General features: G+C 57.8%; 16 protein-coding genes, 1 tRNA gene and 2 pseudogenes. 12 read left to right on the top strand and 7 right to left on the bottom strand.

Annotated elements, in window-relative coordinates; all coding sequences use genetic code 11:
- Positions 1–81: 81 nt before the first annotated feature.
- Positions 82–1,140, top strand: coding sequence for a quinolinate synthase NadA (gene nadA / locus BM116_RS01455; protein WP_083727684.1), 1,059 nt, complete (start codon positions 82–84; stop codon positions 1,138–1,140).
- Between the two features lie 62 nt (positions 1,141–1,202).
- Here the strand turns inward: nadA and BM116_RS01460 are convergent, their stop codons facing one another.
- Positions 1,203–2,654, bottom strand: a complete 1,452-nt coding sequence (locus BM116_RS01460) for a M48 family metalloprotease (RefSeq protein WP_083727744.1) — start codon at positions 2,652–2,654, stop codon at positions 1,203–1,205.
- Positions 2,655–2,752: 98 nt separating this feature from the next.
- Between BM116_RS01460 and BM116_RS01465 the strand changes: the two genes are divergently transcribed.
- Both BM116_RS01465 and BM116_RS01470 read left to right on the top strand, forming a co-directional pair.
- A complete protein-coding gene (locus tag BM116_RS01465; protein WP_083727682.1) occupies positions 2,753–2,995 on the top strand; it encodes a sulfurtransferase TusA family protein in 243 nt (80 codons plus the stop codon).
- A 5-nt stretch (positions 2,996–3,000) separates the two neighbouring features.
- On the top strand, positions 3,001–4,080 hold the full coding sequence (locus BM116_RS01470) for an AI-2E family transporter (protein ID WP_083727680.1): 1,080 nt from the start codon (positions 3,001–3,003) through the stop codon (positions 4,078–4,080).
- Positions 4,081–4,107: 27 nt separating this feature from the next.
- Here BM116_RS01470 and BM116_RS01475 read toward each other — a convergent pair whose 3' ends face one another.
- Complete coding sequence (locus BM116_RS01475) at positions 4,108–4,572, bottom strand: peroxiredoxin (RefSeq protein ID WP_083727678.1); 465 nt, start codon at positions 4,570–4,572, stop codon at positions 4,108–4,110.
- 21 nt (positions 4,573–4,593) lie between these two features.
- Positions 4,594–5,151 carry a glycine cleavage system transcriptional repressor gene (locus BM116_RS01480; protein ID WP_083727676.1) on the bottom strand — a complete coding sequence of 186 codons (558 nt, stop codon included), beginning with the start codon at positions 5,149–5,151 and terminating at the stop codon, positions 4,594–4,596.
- Between the two features lie 245 nt (positions 5,152–5,396).
- Here BM116_RS01480 and dapA point away from each other — a divergent pair, with 245 nt between their 5' ends.
- The 6 genes and pseudogenes from dapA to BM116_RS19050 form a co-directional block, all read left to right on the top strand.
- On the top strand, positions 5,397–6,272 hold the full coding sequence (gene dapA / locus BM116_RS01485) for a 4-hydroxy-tetrahydrodipicolinate synthase (RefSeq protein ID WP_083727674.1): 876 nt from the start codon (positions 5,397–5,399) through the stop codon (positions 6,270–6,272).
- Between the two features lie 34 nt (positions 6,273–6,306).
- A complete protein-coding gene (gene bamC, locus BM116_RS01490; RefSeq protein WP_169847279.1) occupies positions 6,307–7,446 on the top strand; it encodes an NlpB/DapX family lipoprotein in 1,140 nt (379 codons plus the stop codon).
- Complete coding sequence (locus tag BM116_RS01495; RefSeq protein WP_083727670.1) at positions 7,443–8,204, top strand: MBL fold metallo-hydrolase; 762 nt, start codon at positions 7,443–7,445, stop codon at positions 8,202–8,204. Before bamC ends, BM116_RS01495 begins: the two co-directional genes overlap by 4 nt.
- Positions 8,205–8,241: 37 nt before the next feature.
- On the top strand, positions 8,242–8,955 hold the full coding sequence (purC, locus tag BM116_RS01500) for a phosphoribosylaminoimidazolesuccinocarboxamide synthase (RefSeq protein WP_083727668.1): 714 nt from the start codon (positions 8,242–8,244) through the stop codon (positions 8,953–8,955).
- Between the two features lie 53 nt (positions 8,956–9,008).
- Positions 9,009–9,098 (top strand) — tRNA-Ser (locus BM116_RS01505).
- A gap of 432 nt (positions 9,099–9,530) precedes the next feature.
- A pseudogene (locus BM116_RS19050) lies at positions 9,531–9,734 on the top strand (transposase); the annotation flags it as partial.
- A gap of 162 nt (positions 9,735–9,896) precedes the next feature.
- Here BM116_RS19050 and BM116_RS01515 read toward each other — a convergent pair.
- Positions 9,897–11,510 carry a carboxylesterase/lipase family protein gene (locus BM116_RS01515; RefSeq protein WP_083727664.1) on the bottom strand — a complete coding sequence of 538 codons (1,614 nt, stop codon included), beginning with the start codon at positions 11,508–11,510 and terminating at the stop codon, positions 9,897–9,899.
- A gap of 175 nt (positions 11,511–11,685) precedes the next feature.
- Between BM116_RS01515 and BM116_RS01520 the strand changes: the two genes are divergently transcribed.
- Complete coding sequence (locus BM116_RS01520) at positions 11,686–12,681, top strand: helix-turn-helix domain-containing protein (protein WP_083727662.1); 996 nt, start codon at positions 11,686–11,688, stop codon at positions 12,679–12,681.
- Positions 12,682–12,981: 300 nt separating this feature from the next.
- Here the strand turns inward: BM116_RS01520 and BM116_RS01525 are convergent, their stop codons facing one another.
- Both BM116_RS01525 and BM116_RS01530 read right to left on the bottom strand, forming a co-directional pair.
- Positions 12,982–13,971: a zinc-dependent alcohol dehydrogenase family protein gene (locus tag BM116_RS01525; RefSeq protein ID WP_083727660.1), complete on the bottom strand. Its 990-nt coding sequence runs from the start codon at positions 13,969–13,971 to the stop codon at positions 12,982–12,984.
- Positions 13,972–14,275: 304 nt separating this feature from the next.
- The gene (locus BM116_RS01530) at positions 14,276–15,019 is read right to left on the bottom strand and encodes an SDR family oxidoreductase (RefSeq protein ID WP_083727742.1); all 744 of its coding nucleotides are present in this window, start codon (positions 15,017–15,019) and stop codon (positions 14,276–14,278) included.
- A 143-nt stretch (positions 15,020–15,162) separates the two neighbouring features.
- Here BM116_RS01530 and BM116_RS01535 point away from each other — a divergent pair, with 143 nt between their 5' ends.
- The gene (locus tag BM116_RS01535) at positions 15,163–16,077 is read left to right on the top strand and encodes a LysR family transcriptional regulator (protein WP_083727658.1); all 915 of its coding nucleotides are present in this window, start codon (positions 15,163–15,165) and stop codon (positions 16,075–16,077) included.
- 113 nt (positions 16,078–16,190) lie between these two features.
- Positions 16,191–16,508 (top strand): annotated as a pseudogene (locus BM116_RS01540) (transposase); the annotation flags it as partial.
- Between the two features lie 458 nt (positions 16,509–16,966).
- Here the strand turns inward: BM116_RS01540 and BM116_RS01545 are convergent.
- Positions 16,967–18,286, bottom strand: a complete 1,320-nt coding sequence (locus BM116_RS01545; protein WP_083727656.1) for a DUF1329 domain-containing protein — start codon at positions 18,284–18,286, stop codon at positions 16,967–16,969.
- Positions 18,287–18,293 lie beyond the last annotated feature (7 nt).

Below are 18,293 nucleotides of genomic sequence, written 5' to 3' on the forward strand. Positions count from 1 at the left end.
GCGCGATGGGTTCATTTTTGCGTGGGCCGCGCGGCCGGCATGCTACAATCGCCCGTTCCGTTGTTCCTGATGGGTTGAAACATGTCCCAGATTTCAGAGCGTCTGCTGGTACAGGCGCACCTGGACGCCAAGGCGCCTGCGCCATTGAGCGATGCCGAAAAGGCCGACTATAAGGCCCGTATTGCCGCTGCGCTGAAGGCGCATAATGCGGTACTGGTTGCCCACTATTACACTGATCCACTGCTGCAGGAGCTGGCCGAAGAGACCGGTGGTTGCGTGTCTGACTCGCTGGAGATGGCTCGTTTTGGGCGTGACCACGAGGCAACCACGCTGATCGTGGCTGGTGTGCGTTTTATGGGCGAGACCTCCAAGATTCTCAGCCCGCACAAGCGCGTTCTGATGCCGACTCTGGAGGCGACCTGTTCGCTGGATCTGGGCTGTCAGATTGACGAGTTTTCGGCTTTCTGCGATCAGCATCCCGACCGCACCGTGGTGGTGTACGCCAATACCTCGGCGGCGGTAAAGGCGCGAGCTGACTGGGTGGTTACCTCGAGCTGCGCACTGCCGATTGTCGAGCACCTGATCGACAAGGGTGAAAAAATCCTCTGGGCTCCGGACCAGCACCTGGGTAACTACATCCAGCGTGAAACTGGCGCCGATATGCTGCTGTGGCAGGGCTCCTGTATCGTGCACGAGGAGTTCAAGGCCAAAGTGCTCGAAGACCTGCGCAAGGTGCACCCCGAGGCAGCCATTCTGGTGCATCCGGAGTCGCCCCAGGCGGTGGTAGAACTGGCAGACGTGGTTGGCTCGACCAGCCAGCTGATTCAGGCCACCCGCGACTTGCCGAACCCCACGTTTATCGTGGCAACGGATCGCGGCATCTTCTACAAGATGCAGCAGGCCGCGCCCGACCGCTTGCTGATCGAGGCGCCAACGGCCGGCAACGGGGCTACCTGTCGCAGCTGCGCGCACTGCCCGTGGATGGCGATGAACACCTTGCCGCGCGTGCTGGCTGCGCTGGAGACCGGCGCCGATGAGATCCATGTGGACCCCGACCTGATTCCCAAGGCCGTCAGGCCGCTGGATCGCATGCTGGACTTTACCCGCAACGCCAACCTTGCCGCCAAAGGCAACGCCTGACACAACACAGCCGCCCTAGGGCGGCTGTGTTGCTTTATGGGGTGTATGTACTTTTCCGGCGCTTACATGGATTCAACCAGGGCGCGTTGGCGGCGCAGGGCGTTTTGCTGCTCCTTGATGCGCGAGGTGGTAACAAAATTGCCGCCGGCGCGCTCCAGTGCCAGGGTCAATTGCTGCTCCGCCTGCTGCAGATCACCGGTCAGCTTGAAGTAGTGCGCGCGGGCCAGATGAACACCCAGGATATTGCCCGCCAGGCCGCGAATCTCGGCGGCCAGGTACCACACGTCCGGGTCGTCATCGCGGCGGCTGGCCAGGCGATCAATGGCGCGTTCGGCGTCGGCGTACTGCTGCTGTTTGAGCAGCAGATCGGCTTCGACAAAATCCAGCGGGAAGTTGTTCGGAAAGCGCTGCTGCATGGTGTGCGTGCGCTCCAGTGCCTGAGCAAGCCGGCCAGCGTTGGTGTCCAGCTCAATCTGAGCCAGGTTAAACAGCCGGCTGTTCGGGCTCTCTGTCAGTAGTGGGGCAAGGGCCTCGTTTGCCTCGTCGTGCTGGCCGCTGCGCGACAGCGCCAGCGCCAGGCCATAGCGAGCTGCATCATGATTGCCGTCGTGGTCGTCCAGCAGAGCGCGGAAGCGCTTGGCCGACAGGCCTGGGCTCTGCTCGTACTTGAGTTGCACTCGGGCCCGCATTAACTGGTATTCAAGCGTGTCGGTTTCGCCGCCGGCAGGCAGCTGGTCCGCACGGTTGCGAGTGTCGGCCATACGTGACTGGCTGACCGGGTGGGTGAGCAGAAACTCTGGCGGGTTGCTGTCATAGCGGCTCAGTTGGGCAAGCCGCTCGAACATGGTCGGCATGGACTTGGGGTCATAGCCGGCGCGTTCCAGGTTGACCAGGCCAATGCGGTCGGCTTCTTGTTCGTTCTGGCGGGAGAAGCGTCGCTGCTCCTGGATGGCGGCCGCCTGCGTTGAAGCCAGCGCCGCAAAGCCTGCATCGCCGCCGCCTGCAGCTGCCAACACGATCGATGCCAGCATCGCAGTCATGAAGGGCACCTGCATGCGTTGTTGCTGTTCCAGGCCGCGGGCAAAGTGGCGCTGAGACAAGTGCGCCAGTTCGTGCGCCATGACCGAGGCAAACTCGGCCTCGCTCTGGGCATGCAGAAACAGGCCGCCGTTGACGCCAACCACACCGCCGGGAGCGGCAAAGGCGTTGAGTTGCGGGCTGTCGATCAGAATAAAGGCCAGGCGCCGATCACTCAGTTGGCTGGTTTCGGCCAGGCGGTAGGTGCGTTCTTCGACAAAGTCCTTGAGTTGCGGGTCGTCCAGGGTGGGCACGGCGCCGCGCAGCATGGTCAGCCAGGTGCGGCCGAGTTGATACTCCTGCTCGCGCGACATCATTGACGAGCTGGTGTCGCCCAGCGAGGGCAGGTTGAATTCATCCGCACTGGCGCCGGGGGCGGCGGGCAGGCTGAGTGTGCCGACCAGTAGCGCCGCAGCCAGCAGGCGTTTCGCGGACATGGTTTCTTGCATCATTTTTGTCTCATACCGGGTCTGGCTGTTGTCGAGAGGAGCGCCTGCAAGGCTATACTGTCGCCCACTTGCCGTGGAGCCCTTGCATGCCTGTTGATCTGCCCATCGATGCTGTTGTTGACGCCCGTGGACTTAGCTGTCCGCTACCCCTGCTGAAGGCCAAGCAGGCGCTGAACAGCATGTTAGCAGGCCAGACGTTGCATGTAATGGCTACCGATGCCGGTTCCGAGCGGGACTTTCAACGCTTTGCGGAACTGTCCGGAAATCACTTGCTTGAGGCCCGTGTCTTGGACGGCGAATTTCACTATTGGTTGCGTAAAGCAGATTAATTCACATGTTAAAAGTCTTTCAGGGCTGGGTTCAGCGTTATTTCTCTGATGAAGAAGCGGTCGTGCTGGCAGTGGTGCTGGCGCTGGGCTTTGCGATCGTCATTTCTTTTGGCGATAAGTTGGCACCGCTACTCACGGGTGTCGTGCTGGCCTACCTGCTGCAGGGGCTGGTGACGCGCCTGCAGCGCTGGTTGCCGCATTCGCTGGCGGTGTGGATTGTCTTTCTGTTGTTCCTGGGCGCGTTGGCGGCGTTGTTTGGCGTGGTCATTCCGCTGGTCTGGAAGCAGATGCTCAACCTGTTCAACGAGCTGCCGGGCATGCTGGGTGAGTGGCGTGCTCAGTTGCTGCACCTGCCTGAAGAATACCCCTCGTTTATCTCCGAGGCGCAGATCGAGCGCCTGATGAACTCCATCAACGGTGAGGTGGGTGCCTTCGGGCAATGGGCGCTGTCGCAGTCGCTGGCCAGCCTGCCGGTGGTAGTGACCGTGCTGGTGTATCTGGTGCTGGTGCCGATTCTGGTGTTTTTCTTCCTTAAGGACAGCCAGACCCTGACGGCCTGGACTGTTAGCCACCTGCCGCGTGAGCGCAGGCTGATGCGGGTGGTGTGGACCGAGATGAATCAGCAGATTGCCAACTATATTCGCGGCAAGGCGGTGGAGATTTTGATCGTTGGCGCGGTGACCTATATTTCCTTCGCCATTCTGGGGGTCAACTACGCGGCGTTGCTGGCAGTGCTGGTGGGGTTGTCGGTGCTGGTGCCCTACATCGGCGCTACGGTGGTGACCATTCCGGTGGCGCTGATCGGCCTGTTCCAGTGGGGGCTAGGTAACGAGTTCATGGTGCTGATGATCGTTTATGCCGTGATTCAGGCGCTGGACGGTAACGTGCTGGTGCCCATCCTGTTCTCCGAGGCGGTGAACCTGCACCCGGTTGCGATTATCGCGGCCGTGCTGATCTTTGGCGGGTTGTGGGGCTTCTGGGGAGTGTTCTTCGCTATCCCGCTGGCGACCCTGTTCAAGGCCGTGCTCTACGCTTGGCCGCGTGGGCTGGAGGCGGCGCACGACGCCCAGGCCGAGCAGGCCTGAGCGCCGACCATCAGGCGCTGTAGCAGGTTACAGCGCCTGGACTTCTGCCAGTACCTCGGCAACATGCCCCGGTACCTTCACCTTGCGCCACTCATGACGCAGCACGCCTTGTTCATCGAACACAAAGGTGCTGCGCTCGATCCCCTCGTATTCCTTACCGTAGAGCTTCTTGGGCTTGATCACGTCGAAAAGGCGGCAGAATGATTCGTCCGGGTCGCTGATCAGCTCGAACGGAAACTCATGCTTGGTCTTGAAGTTGGTGTGCGTGCGCAGGCTGTCGCGCGAGACGCCATAGATCACGGCGCCGGCCTCGGTAAAGGCCTCGTAGTTGTCGCGAAAATCCTGACCTTCGGTGGTGCAGCCCGGGGTGTTGTCTTTGGGGTAGAAGTAGATGACTACCTTTTTGCCGGCCAGGCTGGCAGGCGTGACGGTCTGGTCGCCGGTAGCGCTGGCGCTGAAGTCGGGGATGGGCTGATTCAGTTCAACGGACATGGGCGGTCTCCTTGTCAAATATCAGTGCAGTGGACGCCAGGGTTCGATCACTGCGTCCAGATTCAGTTCGTCGCAAAAGTCCAGAAACTGTTCGCGCAGCCAGCTCAGCTGGGTTTGCGCCGGGATGGCGATGGTCAGCGTCAGGTTGAGCATGGGGGTGCCGGTGTGCTGGGCCTGATAGGTGAAGCTCTGCAGCTCCTCTATGTCGATGCTCAGCTGCTGGAAGAAGTTGCACAGCTCACCGACCAGCTCCGGGCGTTGGGCGGCGGTCACAAAGACGTTGTAGGGCAGGGCCTGCGGGCGCTCGTCCAGGCTGTGGCTGCGCGACATGGAGAGCAAGATGTGTTCGCGCTTGGCCAGCGGCGGCAGCAGGGCTTCCAGTCGAGCCAGAGCGTCCCAGTTGCCGCTGACCTGCAGCAACAATACGGCGCAGCTGCCGTGGCGACTCATGCGGCTGCTGACAATCTGGCAGCGATGCTCGGTGCACAGGCGGGTCAACAGGCTGGCCAGCGATGTGGTTTCCTGGCCCATGACGTTAATGACCAGATATTGCTCGCGTTGACCCGGTTGGGTGGACATGGTGATCCTCTAGTTCACGGAAGCGCCTTGTGGGCGCGATAGACAAGCGTCTATTGTCCCAGCCTGCCGGAAGCGGGGCAACTGCCCGTGCTGCATGCCCTGGCGCTTTTTGTCTGATGCGCTGGCTTCTGCTGCCAGGGCGCTTGAGTACCTGCCGCCGGCATGTGCAATTAATCGGCGCGTCGCTTGTACTGGCTGCGGGGCGAAAGTACCATTGTCGTTTATTGTTCCAAGTGGAGAGTTGCATGATCTCGGGCAGTCTGGTGGCGCTGGTTACACCCATGGATTCAAACGGAGACCTGGATTGGCAGGCTCTGGAGCGCCTGATCGACTTCCACCTGGAAAAGGGTACCGACGGCATTGTTGCGGTAGGTACCTCAGGTGAGTCCGCTACTCTGGACATGGCTGAGCACAAGGAAGCCATTCGCCGCGTTGTGCAGCAGGTCGCTGGTCGTATCCCGGTGATTGCCGGTACCGGCGCCAACTCCACGCGCGAAGCCGTTGAGCTGACTGAAGCCGCCCGCAGCGTTGGCGCCGATGCTGCTTTGCTGGTTACTCCTTACTACAACAAGCCGACTCAGGAAGGCTTGTATCTGCACCACAAGCATATCGCTGAAGCCGTTGCCATTCCGCAGATTCTCTATAACGTCCCCGGCCGTACCGCCTGCGACATGCTGCCGGAAACGGTTGAACGCCTGTCTGCCATCGACAATATCGTCGGCATCAAGGAAGCAACCGGCGACCTGCAGCGCGCCCGTGAAGTGATCGAGCGGGTGGGTGATCGCATGGCCGTGTATTCTGGTGACGATGCCACTGCAGTTGAGCTGATCCTGCTGGGCGGCAAGGGCAATATCTCTGTTACCGCCAACGTAGCCCCCCTGCAAATGCATGAAATGTGCGCGGCCGCCCTGCGTGGCGATGAGGCAACCGCGCGCCGTCTGAACGAAGCGCTGATGCCGCTGCACAAGGCGCTGTTTATCGAAGCCAATCCGATCCCCGTCAAGTGGGCCCTGCTGGAAATGGGCCTGATTGCTGACGGCATTCGCCTGCCGCTGACCCCGCTCAGTGCCCGTTGCCATGACACCGTTCATGGTGCATTGCGTCAGTGCGGCCTGCTCTAATCAATCGGAACACCTGTTGACCAAGGAAACATTTATGAAGCCTGTGCTGAGTGCACTGACCCTGGGAGTTTTGGCCAGCCTGAGTGGCTGTGGGTATCTGATGGGAGACAACGGCTACTTCCGCGATCGGGCCGGTGACTATCAACAGGCCGAGGTCAAGCCGCGCATGACCGTGCCGGCAGATCTGGAAAGCAAGCCCATGGGCGATCTGCTGCCGGTGCCGGGCCAGGTAGCTGCCGCCCCGCAGCCGGGCGAAAAGTTCGAAACCCCACGCCCGCGTCCGATGGCCGCTGGTGTCGATACCTCTACTTTCTCTCTGCAGCAGGAAGGCAGCCAGCGCTGGGTTCTGGCTCAACTGCCGGCCTCCGACGTCTGGCCGCTGCTGCAGCGTTTCTGGTCTGACTACCGGGTCCCCATGGCGCAGAGCGATGCGGCCCTGAGCGAAGCCTCTACCCAGTGGGTCGATTTCAGCGAGTCGGCCGGTAACCCGCTGGTACGCCGCATGCTGCCGCTGGTGCAGGAAGGGCAGCGCATTGATAACGAGGAACAGCGTTTCCGCGTGCGCCTGGAGCCCGGCGTGAACAACGGCACCGCCGAGATCAAGGTGCTGCATCAGGCCCGTGACCTGGGTGATGACGACAGCGAGTGGCCGCGTCGCTCCGACAATGCCAACTTTGAGCGTGCACTGCTCGCCGAGCTGGAAACCTACCTGAACCAAAGCACCAGCACCGATGGCCCGGCGCTGGTCTCAAGCATCATCAACAGTGGCCCGGTAGAGACCAGTCTTGAGCAGGATGGCGCCGGCAACAGCGTGTTGTACATGATGACCGACTTCAACCGTGCGTGGTCTGATGTGGGCGAAGCGCTGGCACGCGCTGATGTCTATGTCACCGACTACAACCGCAGCTCCGGCGTCTACTACGTCAATCTGGATCAGACCCGCTCCGAGCAAGAGGAGGAGCCCGGCTTCTTCGCGCGCTGGTTTGGCGGTGATGATAAAGACGAGCAAGTTGAAGACGACGGCAGCCAGCTGCAGGTGCGCCTGACGCCGACCTCCAACCGTATTGAAGTTAGCGTTGATGCCGGTATTGAGCATTCTGCCGACGGCACGACCGCCCGTGAGCTGCTCGAGCGTATCCAACGCGGCCTGAATGAGCGGCCGCCGCGGCAGTGAGGTATTGCTCCCTCGGCAGCGGTAGTCGCGGCAACGGCACCTTGATTGAACAGGGTGCCAGCCGAGTGCTGGTAGATTGCGGTTTCAGTTTGCGTGCCACCGAGCAGCGCCTGCGCCAGGCCGGCACCAGTGGCGATCAGCTCAGTGCCATTCTGGTTACCCACGAGCACAGCGATCACATTCAGGGGGTCGCCAAGCTGGCCCGGCGGTATGAGCTGCCGGTCTATCTGACGCCGGGCACAGGTTACGCACTGCGCGAGGAAGCGGGGCTGGACATTCGCCACGTCGACCTGCACGGGCGCTTTGTTGTTGGCGAGCTTGAGGTTACCCCTGTTGCCGTGCCCCATGATGCCAGAGAGCCTTGCCAGTACATCTTTGACAATGGGCGCCAGCGTCTTGGCGTGTTGACCGATACCGGCACCATTACGCCCTGGATTGTCGAGCAATATGCCGATCTGGATGCACTTTTCCTTGAAGCCAACTATGATCCGCACATGCTGTCGAGTGGCCCTTACCCAGCGTTTCTGAAGGCTCGGGTTGGCGGCAATCTCGGCCACCTGAGCAATCAGCAGGCAGCGGGTTTTCTGCGGATCGCTGGCCTGGAGCGGCTACGGCACATTGCCGTGGCGCATATCAGTGAAAAGAACAACCGCCCGGAGCTGGCGTTGGCAGCGTTGCAAGACGCACTGACAGACTGGTCCGGCGAGCTGCTGCTGGCGCAGCAGGACCAGGGGCTGCCCTGGCAATCAATTCAATAACTGCCCATCACCATTTTGCGGACAGCGGGAGCCGATAATGGAAAAACGTAACGAACTCTATCGCGGTAAAGCCAAGTCGGTGTACACCACCGACGACCCGGATCGGCTGGTCCTGCTGTTCCGCAACGACACCTCCGCCTTTGATGGGAAGAAGATCGAACAGCTCGATCGTAAGGGCATGGTCAACAACCGCTTCAACGCCTTCATTATGCAAAAGCTCGAAGAAGCGGGCATCCCGACCCAGTTTGACGCCTTGCTGTCGGACAACGAGTGCTTGGTCAAAAAACTCGACATGATCCCGGTCGAATGCGTCGTGCGTAACTTCGCCGCCGGCAGTCTGGTCAAGCGTCTGGGTGTGGAAGAGGGCATGGCCCTGACGCCACCCACCTTCGAACTGTTCCTGAAAGACGACGCCAAGGGCGACCCCTTCATCAACCAGTCCCACGTTGTTACCTTCGGCTGGGCGACCGCTGAACAGCTGGCGCGCATGCAGGAACTGACCCTCAAGATCAACGACATCCTCAAAGGCCTGTTTGACGATGCCGGCCTGTTGCTGGTGGACTTCAAACTGGAGTTTGGCCTGTTCAACGGCGAGATCGTACTGGGCGACGAGTTCAGCCCGGACGGCTGCCGCCTGTGGGACAAGGAAACCCGTAAAAAGATGGACAAGGATCGTTTCCGTCAGGGCCTGGGCGGCGTTATCGAAGCCTACGAAGAAGTAGCCCAACGCCTCGGCGTGCCGCTGTCCTGAGCATCTTCGGCTACCGCATTGTCAGCAAAAGCTGGTAATATGCGCGCCGACTTGGAGAGTTGCCAGAGTGGTCGAATGGGACGGATTCGAAATCCGTTGTACGGGCAACCGTACCCAGGGTTCGAATCCCTGACTCTCCGCCAATAAACAAAAACGCCCAGCCTAGCTGGGCGTTTTTGTTTATCCGGAGGGTTCTCGGAGAGAACCCTCGTTCGACCGAGCCTGCAACGCAGGCGAGGAACGCCGGAGCAAAGCGACGGCGGCCCCTCGAAGAGGGGTGAGGCGCGCAGCGCCGAATAATCCCTGACGGGGTACCAGGCCACTCCATTCTCCAGCCTAGCTGGGCGTTTTTGTTTGTCCGGTGAGCTCTCGGTGAGAACCCTCGTTCGACCGAGCCTGACTCTCCGCCATTGTTGTGCGTCAAGCCCGTTTTACGGGGCTTCAGAGTGCTGACAAAGCCCCTAGCCGAAAGGCGGGGGCTTTTGTTTAATGGGTTGTCGTTTACTGCAGGCTGTAGTGGCCACTAATCCCGGACACCAAGTTAGGGGGTAGAATCGCCATCAGCGAGGTGTTCAATGAGCAGACAACGTCGATCCTTTTCGGTCGAGTTCAAGCATGATGCAGCTGCCTTGGTCGTAGACCAAGGCTACAGCGTGGCAGAAGCCTGTAAGTCGATGGGTGTCGGAGAAACAGCTCTCCGGCGCTGGGTCGATCAACTGCGCGAGGAGCGTAGTGGAGTGACGCCAAAACTGCTTGCTCAAAAACCGGAGCAGTTCAAATCGTCTCAAACTACCTGTTGCAGCCCCACATCACGATCCCATCCAAGCCCTGACTTGGTGGCTGTGCCCAGTCTCAGACGGGCATGTTCGCAAAGGGCGTGTTTGATGGGGCCGCAAAATGGGGCAGCTTCGTCAGGCGTTGTTAGGCATAAGTTACCGCGTTCAGAATTTACTCCAAAAGCCACAATGATGAGCGTTTGCGATATTGGAAACAGACTGTACTTGAACGCCATTCGGTATGAATCTGACGAACTGGCCTGAGGTAGCCAGATCTGGCCAGAATACAGCGTCACCGGCTTCAGGATTAGGGTCGCCGTTCCGGGCAAAGTTAGTCCAATAGCCAAGCATGGTTGCCGACAGCATTCGTTGAGAATCGGTGAACCCCAAAGCTTGAAGAAAAGCATCGTCCCCAAATAAGTAAGTCAGTTCGAAAGCGTGTGCCGCAGCAAAATCAAAACCTTCGACCACTGGAATTATTGGTGGCGCCGTCACATCGGCGAACTCATAGCCGAAAAGGGGCGAGTCAACCAGCTTCATACTTTGGTCCAGTGCGTTGCAGACAAACACCGCATCGCTGAAAACGGCAGAAAGCGCGTATGCCGGAGTTTCATACGAGGATAAAGGGTATTGATTAGCAATTGCTGCGGTGACCTGATTTGGCGGAGAACTGATTCCTAGAAGTCCACCGATAGCCATCTCGTACTCTTCTTCCGGCAGACCCGCCAACCCTGTCCCTCCGACAAAGTACCGACCTTCGTCCTGAGTGAAGCCAAGCATAGTTGGAACTACGCTAAAGGTCCCGGCATTGATTCCGTTTCTAATCGACAAAGGAAGGGAGTCAGTGGTTGTGGTCGGGATCAACCCAATACCCAGACTCAGCGAATCTTGGGCAGCGAGAAGCTCCTCAACTGGCAGGTTCCGCATACAATCAAGAGGATCATAGGCTGTGTCGCAGCCGGCTGCGCGCTCGAAAGCTAAACCGAGAGTCTCCGCTTCAGCTAGCGTCTTCTGGTCCGGGAAATACGAGCCACTTTGGATAATCGCTTTGTGGAAAAGGCCAGCAGAATCAGGCGCTACCAAATGAGTCAATACGCTATGCCCTCCGGCGGACTCACCAAACAGGGTAACGTTATTTGGATCCCCGCCAAAGTTCGCAATGTTGGACTGCACCCATCGCAGTGCCGCTTGCTGATCCATCAGGCCGTAGTTTCCGGAAGACCCTTCGCCCTCGGCTGTCAGGTCCGGATGAGATAGCCAGCCAAGCATCCCTAAACGGTAGTTAACTGTCACAACTACTACTCCGCGCTCCACCAAACGAGCAGGGTTGTAACGGTCTGCGCCCGACCCCGTCACGAATGCACCGCCATGCATCCATACCATCACTGGGAACTCCCCAGGAGTATTGGGGGCAAAAACGTTCAGGAAAAGGCAGTCCTCAGTGGAGGAAGCGGTTGAAGGATTGTTTGTGATGCGCGAGGGAGTCTGTGGGCAGCTCGCTCCGTACTCGGTTGCGTCCCGGGCTTGTGACCAACTAGTAGGCAATTTCGGCGGCTTGAATCGATTACTTCCAAGCGGGGGCTGGGCATAAGGGACACCAAGAAACCGAAGCATGTTCCCAGCGGTCTCTCCTCTTATCGCGCCGCTAACGGTCTCTACGGTCACACTGCCTTGTAGACCTTCGTGCGGCCCAGACGAGCCGCTGCCTGACCCGCCGCTTAAGCATCCGCTTAGGAAAAGGGTTGCCGATAAAGCCATAAAATTGCGTATGTTGACCATGATATTCCTCTATTTTTGTTTTTATCAAAGCCTTACCTTAGGCACGAGAGACGGTTTTGGTCACTACCACAACGCGCGTATGTGATGCCGTGATTGCGCAATGTGGCAGTGGTCACCTCGCTTAACTATCAATAATATTCTGATAAAAAAATGAGGCGAATAATGGTGCGCGCCAATGCCTGAACCGCTATCGAATCAACGAACTGTGATGCTGCTGCAGCTCTGGGAGAGCATGGGGTATAACCCATACCCTGCACTAAGATCCTTGGGGCTCGAACGGCCGAGAAGCAAGCGTGATATGCATTTATTATCTTCAAGCAGTCGAGGTCATTTGTGCGACAAGGTAGCCGATCAACACCATGAACCGCTTTTAGGCTTAAAAACTGGCGCCAAAACGGTCCAGCGAGACGTCGGAGTTATTGGCTTCGCGGCTCTGACTGGCGAAACTGTGGGAGCGTCGCTAAGGGTCGCGGCAAGATATATTCGTCTAATTAGTGATATTTGTGATCTTGCTATTGTTAATCGTGGCGATCTGACTGATCTTGTGTTTGATGTGCGGAGTACACCTTATGTAAGTCGCCATCAGATTGAGGCCTTACTCGCCGGTATAGTGTGCTTCGACCTCTATACAATGAGCGGGGAGCCGGTTTTTATAAAGATGGAACTAAATTATCCCAGTCCATGCGATCCAGAGAGATATCGGGACGTTATCGGCATGCCAGTAAAATTTGATGCCCCTGAGATAAAGCTTAGCTTGAGAACGTTGATGCTGGGCGAGAGGTTGCATACCGCGGATGCCATAAGTCATCAGATGCACCTTGTTTTAGTAGAACAAAAATATAAGCAACTCTCATGCTCTAAACGCAGGCTTGCCAGTCAAGTAAAACAACGGATTGACGCAAATCTAAAGCGGGGGGAGCTTTCGACTCTTGAGCAGATCGCTGATGAATATAACATGAGCCCGCGCGTGCTTCAGGGTACTCTTGCCGGCGAGGGCACTAGCTTCAGGCACATTCGAGAGAATGTGTGGTTAGATACGTCGAAGCAGATGCTGAGTTCGGGAGTCGATGTTCAAACTGTGTCCCAATATCTGGGGTACAATGATGCAAGTGCTTTTTACCGCGCATTTAAGAGGTGGACCGGCAAAACACCATCTGAATACAAAAGATGAAGCACTTAGGGAAACGCTGATCAAATCAGATTTGCGCATCACCCGCGCCGAAAAACTGAGCTTTTGATGCAGCCAACCTGTTCTTGGCGACAATGCCCCACATATCGCCTTCAATTCCGGTCATTTTGAATTGCCCCTAGTTTCGTAGAAACCTCCAGGCTTTATGATCAGGTTGCCCCTGAACGTCCGTTCCTGGCCGGAACTAGCCTGTTGTATCCGGCTGGAGACGGCCAAAAGCGGCCAGTTGGACGGGGGAGAACTGGGGCCGAAAGATTCTGCTCTCAGCCCCGGAAATGTCGATTAGACTGTAACCACGACCTTTCCAATCTGCTGATTGGCCTCAAGGTAACGATGGGCTTCCTGGATGTCACTTAGGGTAAAGGTCTTGGCGATAATCGGGCTCAGTGCACCAGACTCCAGCCCCTGCAGAATAAACGCCTTGGCCCGTTCAAGGGCTTCTGGATCGGCCACAATTTCTGCATAGATATAACCTTTGATGGTTAGGCTTTTGCCCAGCACGGTAAACAGCGGGAATGGCGTCGGTTCCGAGCTGAGTGCACCGTATTGCAGCAGAATGCCGCCTCGGGCCATGCTCTGCGTGAGGGGCTCGAATGACGGCCCGCCAACCGGGTCGAACACAACGCGAGCGCCTTGTCCTGCCGTTATCGCCATCACGCGCTCGACGATATCCTCTTCGTCACTGACGATCACATACGCGGCACCAGCATCCAGAAGGGCCTGTTTCTTTGCGCGGGTTCGCGTGATTGCAATTGGTGTGGCGCCGACCATGCGAGCAACCTGGAAGGCAGCCAGACCAACACTGCTTGATGCAGCGGTGACAAGGACAAAATCGTGTTGCCCGAGTTTGGCCTGCTCGATGAGTGCGCCCCAGGCGGTGACGTACTGCATCCAGGACGCAGCAGCCTTCTCAAAGGACAAACCCTCGGGGCTCTTCACCACCAGGTGAGCAGGTACATTGGCCAGCTCTCCGTAGGTGCCCCAGCGGGCGATGTCCAGAGGCGGGATGAGAGCCACTGCATCACCCACCTTGATCTCGGTTACTGCGCTACCCACTGCAACCACGATGCCTGCGGCCTCGTAGCCCAAGCGGCTAGGGAACTCGGCTTCCTGTAGGTATGCGTGATTGCGAAACATCACCTCGGCTCGGTTCAAACCAATCGCTTTGACGCTAATCTGCACCTCGTTTGCCGCCGGTGCCGATACGTCCAAATTTTCCAGCGTCAGAACACTGGCGTCACCGTATTCATGGATTCTGACAATGCGTGCCATTGCGGATACCTCGTTTTTGAATGGGCTTCGAAGTGCGCAGGGAAAGGTCTGCGGCTAATCGAAGGATGAGGAAAATTTAATCATTGGTTGGTAGCGGATAAATGTCTACGATGACGTAATACTTGAAACAGAGAGTTTTTAATGGATCGCCTGACCCAGATGGCTACGTTCGCCAGAGCGGCTGAGCTGGGGTAATTCAGCGCTTGTTAATGGCCATTGACACTACAGAACCAGGGGGCGATTCACACAGATTTTCACTCGATATAAGCGGGGCCTGACGCCGAAGCGACAAGCCCCCAACTCATTAGAATTCCTGCACGGTTGGGCGCAGAACGATCTCGTTAATATCCACGTCAGCAGGCTGCTCAATTGCGAAGGCGATAGCCCGAGCGACGGATTGAGCGGGGATTGCGTGCTTGTAGAAGTCCACCACGAAATCGCGGCTCTGTTGGTGGGAGCTGCCGAGTTTCAACTCGGAGTCCACGGCACCCGGTTCGATAGTCGTGGTGCGAATGCTGCCACCGACTTCGTGACGCAGTCCTTCGGAGATGGCCCGCACAGCAAACTTGGTGCCGCTGTACACCGTGCCGCCAGGGCTGAATACCTTCAGGCCTGCAACCGATGCGATGTTGATGAAGTGGCCACTGTTTTGTTTCTCGAAGACCGGCAATGCAGCCGCGACTCCGTACAGCAGCCCCTTGATGTTGATGTCGATCATGCGATCCCACTCGTCAGTGCGAGCATCGCTGAGCGGTGCAATCGCCATCAGCCCGGCATTGTTGACCAGTACATCAATGCGCCCGTAGGTGTCCACGGCACCTTGAATGAGCGTTTTGACCTCTTCCTGAGAGGTGACATCGGTCTGATACGCGATTGCCTGACCACCTGCATTGGTCAGCTCAGTCACCAATGCGTCGAGTTTATCTTTGCGGCGTGCGGCCAGCACTACGCGCGCGCCAAGCGCAGCAAGGTGGCGTGCAGTCGCTTCACCCAAGCCACTGCTGGCGCCGGTGATAACGACAACTTTTCCAGAAATGTTATTGCTCATGTTGAGAACCTCACAGGCGGGTTTGTATTTCGCCATGGCTGGTTAACCTGGCAGTGAACAAATCTTAGATCCATGATTGATCTCAATAAATGGAAATGATTGGATTAAGCTATTCCTGAATATGGAACAAATAGGGGGGCAACATGCTTAACCGCATGGAGATGGTCAGGATTTTTTGCACAGCAGCAGAGGCAGGTAGCTTCCGCGAAGCCGCAACCCGATTAGGTATCTCCCCGCAAGGGGTTACCCGAGCCATTCAAGCCCTGGAAGCGGAGCTTGGCGAATCGCTGTTTCACCGTAATACCCGCCAGGTGAGCATCACTGCTTTCGGTCAGGATTACGCCAAAGATGCCAGATCAGCTCTGGAGCATTTCGATACGCTATTCCGGTCGCACAGGATGGAGCCTGAGCTGTCAGGGAGGGTGGGGATCACGGCGCCACATGCTATTGGCAGGCGTTTCCTAATACCGTTTCTTCAGCCCTTGGCCGCAGCACATCCAGACCTGCAATTCGATCTCCGCCTGGAAGATCAGATGACCGATGCCGTTGAGTCGCATATCGATATTGGTATCAGGGTGGGTGTTATTCGCGACCGGCGCTACGTCGCACGGGCCTTAGCTCCTGTGCCGTTTTATGTTGTTGGAAGCCCGGCGCTAATAGAGCAAAAGACAATACCTAGATCTCTGGATGCCTTGGCTCAGCTGCCACTTTCAGTCCTGATCGACCAGAAAAATGGTCGCCCTTGGCCTTGGCTATTTGCCGACGGGCAAACATTCACGCCCAGGCAGCCAGCTCTTATCTGTGATGATCCTGACACGGAATTGGAAGCCACCCTGGCAGGCATGTGCTTTGGCCAAATTCCTGCCTATCTGGCTGAGCCCCATCTGCGGTCAGGAAAGCTGGTTTCTGTTTTGGCTGATCTCGCTCCAGCGACATGGGATCTGTTCATATACCGCCCGCAGCAGGGCCCTGTATCGAAGCGGGTTCGATTGGTGTACGACCATCTTAAGCAGGCTTTCTCAAACCCCGAGTTATTTCCCCAAGGCCTAGAAGCATAGCTATGCCTACCTGCCAGCCAATCGTCCGCTTTTGGCCGATTCTGTTGAAAAAGTAGCTGCGATCTCATGCCGTTGGCAAAATTGGGCCATCAGCCAATGCGGGAGTAAGCAGCATGATGGGGCAGTTACCGGGAGGACAGCATCAGCTGTTCTACTCGTTCAACCTGGAAGACCACGTCCTGGCTCAGCACCTGTTTCGCAGCATCGACCAGTGCCTGGATTTCTCAGATCTAGGTTCCTACCTCGCGGATTTCTATAGCCCCATTGGGCGACCCTCGGTTGATCCTGAGTTGATGGTGCGGATGCTCATCGTCGGCTACTGCTACGGCATTCGTTGCGAGCGCAGACTGTGTGAACAAGTGCATTTGAATCCGGCCTATCGCTGGCTCTGCCGATTGGGCTTGGAGGACGAGGTACCCAACCACTCAACCTTAAGGCTACTTGATGCCGCGATAACCGCTCAGGCGGCAACGGCTGAACAGGTCGTTACTCTCGTTGAACCGAGTTTTTCAACAGAATCGGCCAAAAGCGGTCATCTGGTGATTAGGAAACCAGGGAAGATTCAGTTCAATTTCGAATGCCGCTCCACCCGGTTCAAGTGGCACCTAGGAGCGCTGCAGCATCCGTTGCGCATCACTCACTCCGCGATGGATGCCCTAGGTCGCAGCGCTGGGCCTGGCCCGCAGGGTAAACCCGAGACGAGGTTTTCCCCGCAGGTCAGTGGCTGCCACGGATTTAGCAGTACCAGTCCAGCCGACAGGTGAGATGGGTTGTTACTAATGCAGGTTCTGTACCTCGCCAAGTGAGATCTGCTTCCCTCTGAGTCCTCGAAAACAAAAAAAAGCCCGCATTGCGCGGGCTTAATACGGAGCAGTGTCGGTGTTGCTGATCAGTTCCCGGTGGCGCGCATGTGCTGAACGCTGAACATGTCCGGGGTGCTCAGGCTGGGGTCGACCTGGCCCTTGAATTGGCCGGTGGTGCAGTGCATGGCCTGTACGTCGATCATGCTGAAGCTGTCGTCAATGGATACGCCACTGCCCTGGTTGGCAGGCAGGTGGTGGTCCGGGTGGGCCTGGCCGATGGTGAAGGTTTTCCACATGCTGCCCTTGCGGTCATAGGCCACGGTGCGCGGGATGGTAAAGGTCTGGGCATCCATGAAGTGCACGCGGCGGGACAGCGGGTGGCTGCCGTCGACCGGGGTGGCCTCCACTTCGTAGACCTTGCGCAGCTGCCAAGTGATGTTCGGGAAGCAACCGCCCTTGCCGGAGAACGCTACTACCTGATAACCGTCGCTGTCCTGATGGGTTTCGGTATCGAGTTGCAGCTCGTTGTGGTTGTAGAAAGGCATGAGCATGTAACGGGTGCCCTTGTAGGCCCAGTTCATGTCGGAAATACGGCCGTTGTAGCCCTCGAAGTCTTCGATCATCAGATCTGAACCAAGGAAGGCGTCGGTGACCTGACCGGTGGCCAAGCGGCGTACGCGGCGCTGAAAGCCCAGATACAGCCAGGAGTTGTCGCGCTTGAGGTCGTCCATGGCACGGTGGATGAGCAGCTGGGTATTACGCACATCATGCGGCTCGAGCACCTGCACGTAGATACCGCGGAACAGCTCCGACGGGTTGGGCGTGATCGCCGGCAGCGGCTCCTGATTGACCCGGCCGGTGAAGTTCAGGAAGTGAAAGTTGAACTTGATGGTGCGCTCAACCTTGTCGGTGTTCATGTCCCGATACTTCCAGTAGAACGGGGAGATGGCGGCACTGTCGCCCCAGTTGTAGCCGTACTTGTAGTTCCAGGCGAGTTTCTCGCCGGCACGCGGATCGTTGACATCCGGATCTTCCGGGAATGGCCGTCCGGCCTGCCAGCCATTCAGCTCGCCGGGCTTGGCGCCCAGACTGACGTTGCCGAGACCCGCCCGGCTGGCTTCCACGTAGTTGGGATGAAGGTCGAAGGAGGTGGTCTCGCCGACCTTGATTTCAACCCAGCCCTGTTCGATGAAGTTGTAGAACGCCGGGTCGATGATGTCCCGGAACTGGGCAACGTTGGCCTGATTGATGGTCATGCCGGTGGTGAGCCCCGGTGCGCTGGGCGCGGACTCACGATAGGGATAGAAGCTGTTGTCGACGACATCGGCCTGGGCCTGCGCGGTGCAGGCCATCGCCAGTGCCGTCAGTACACTGGCCAGGATACGGGTGTGCTTGTTGTTGTTCATGTTGTTC

The sequence above is a fragment of the Halopseudomonas pachastrellae genome (assembly GCF_900114765.1).
In the GTDB taxonomy this organism is placed as follows: Bacteria; Pseudomonadota; Gammaproteobacteria; order Pseudomonadales; family Pseudomonadaceae; genus Halopseudomonas; species Halopseudomonas pachastrellae.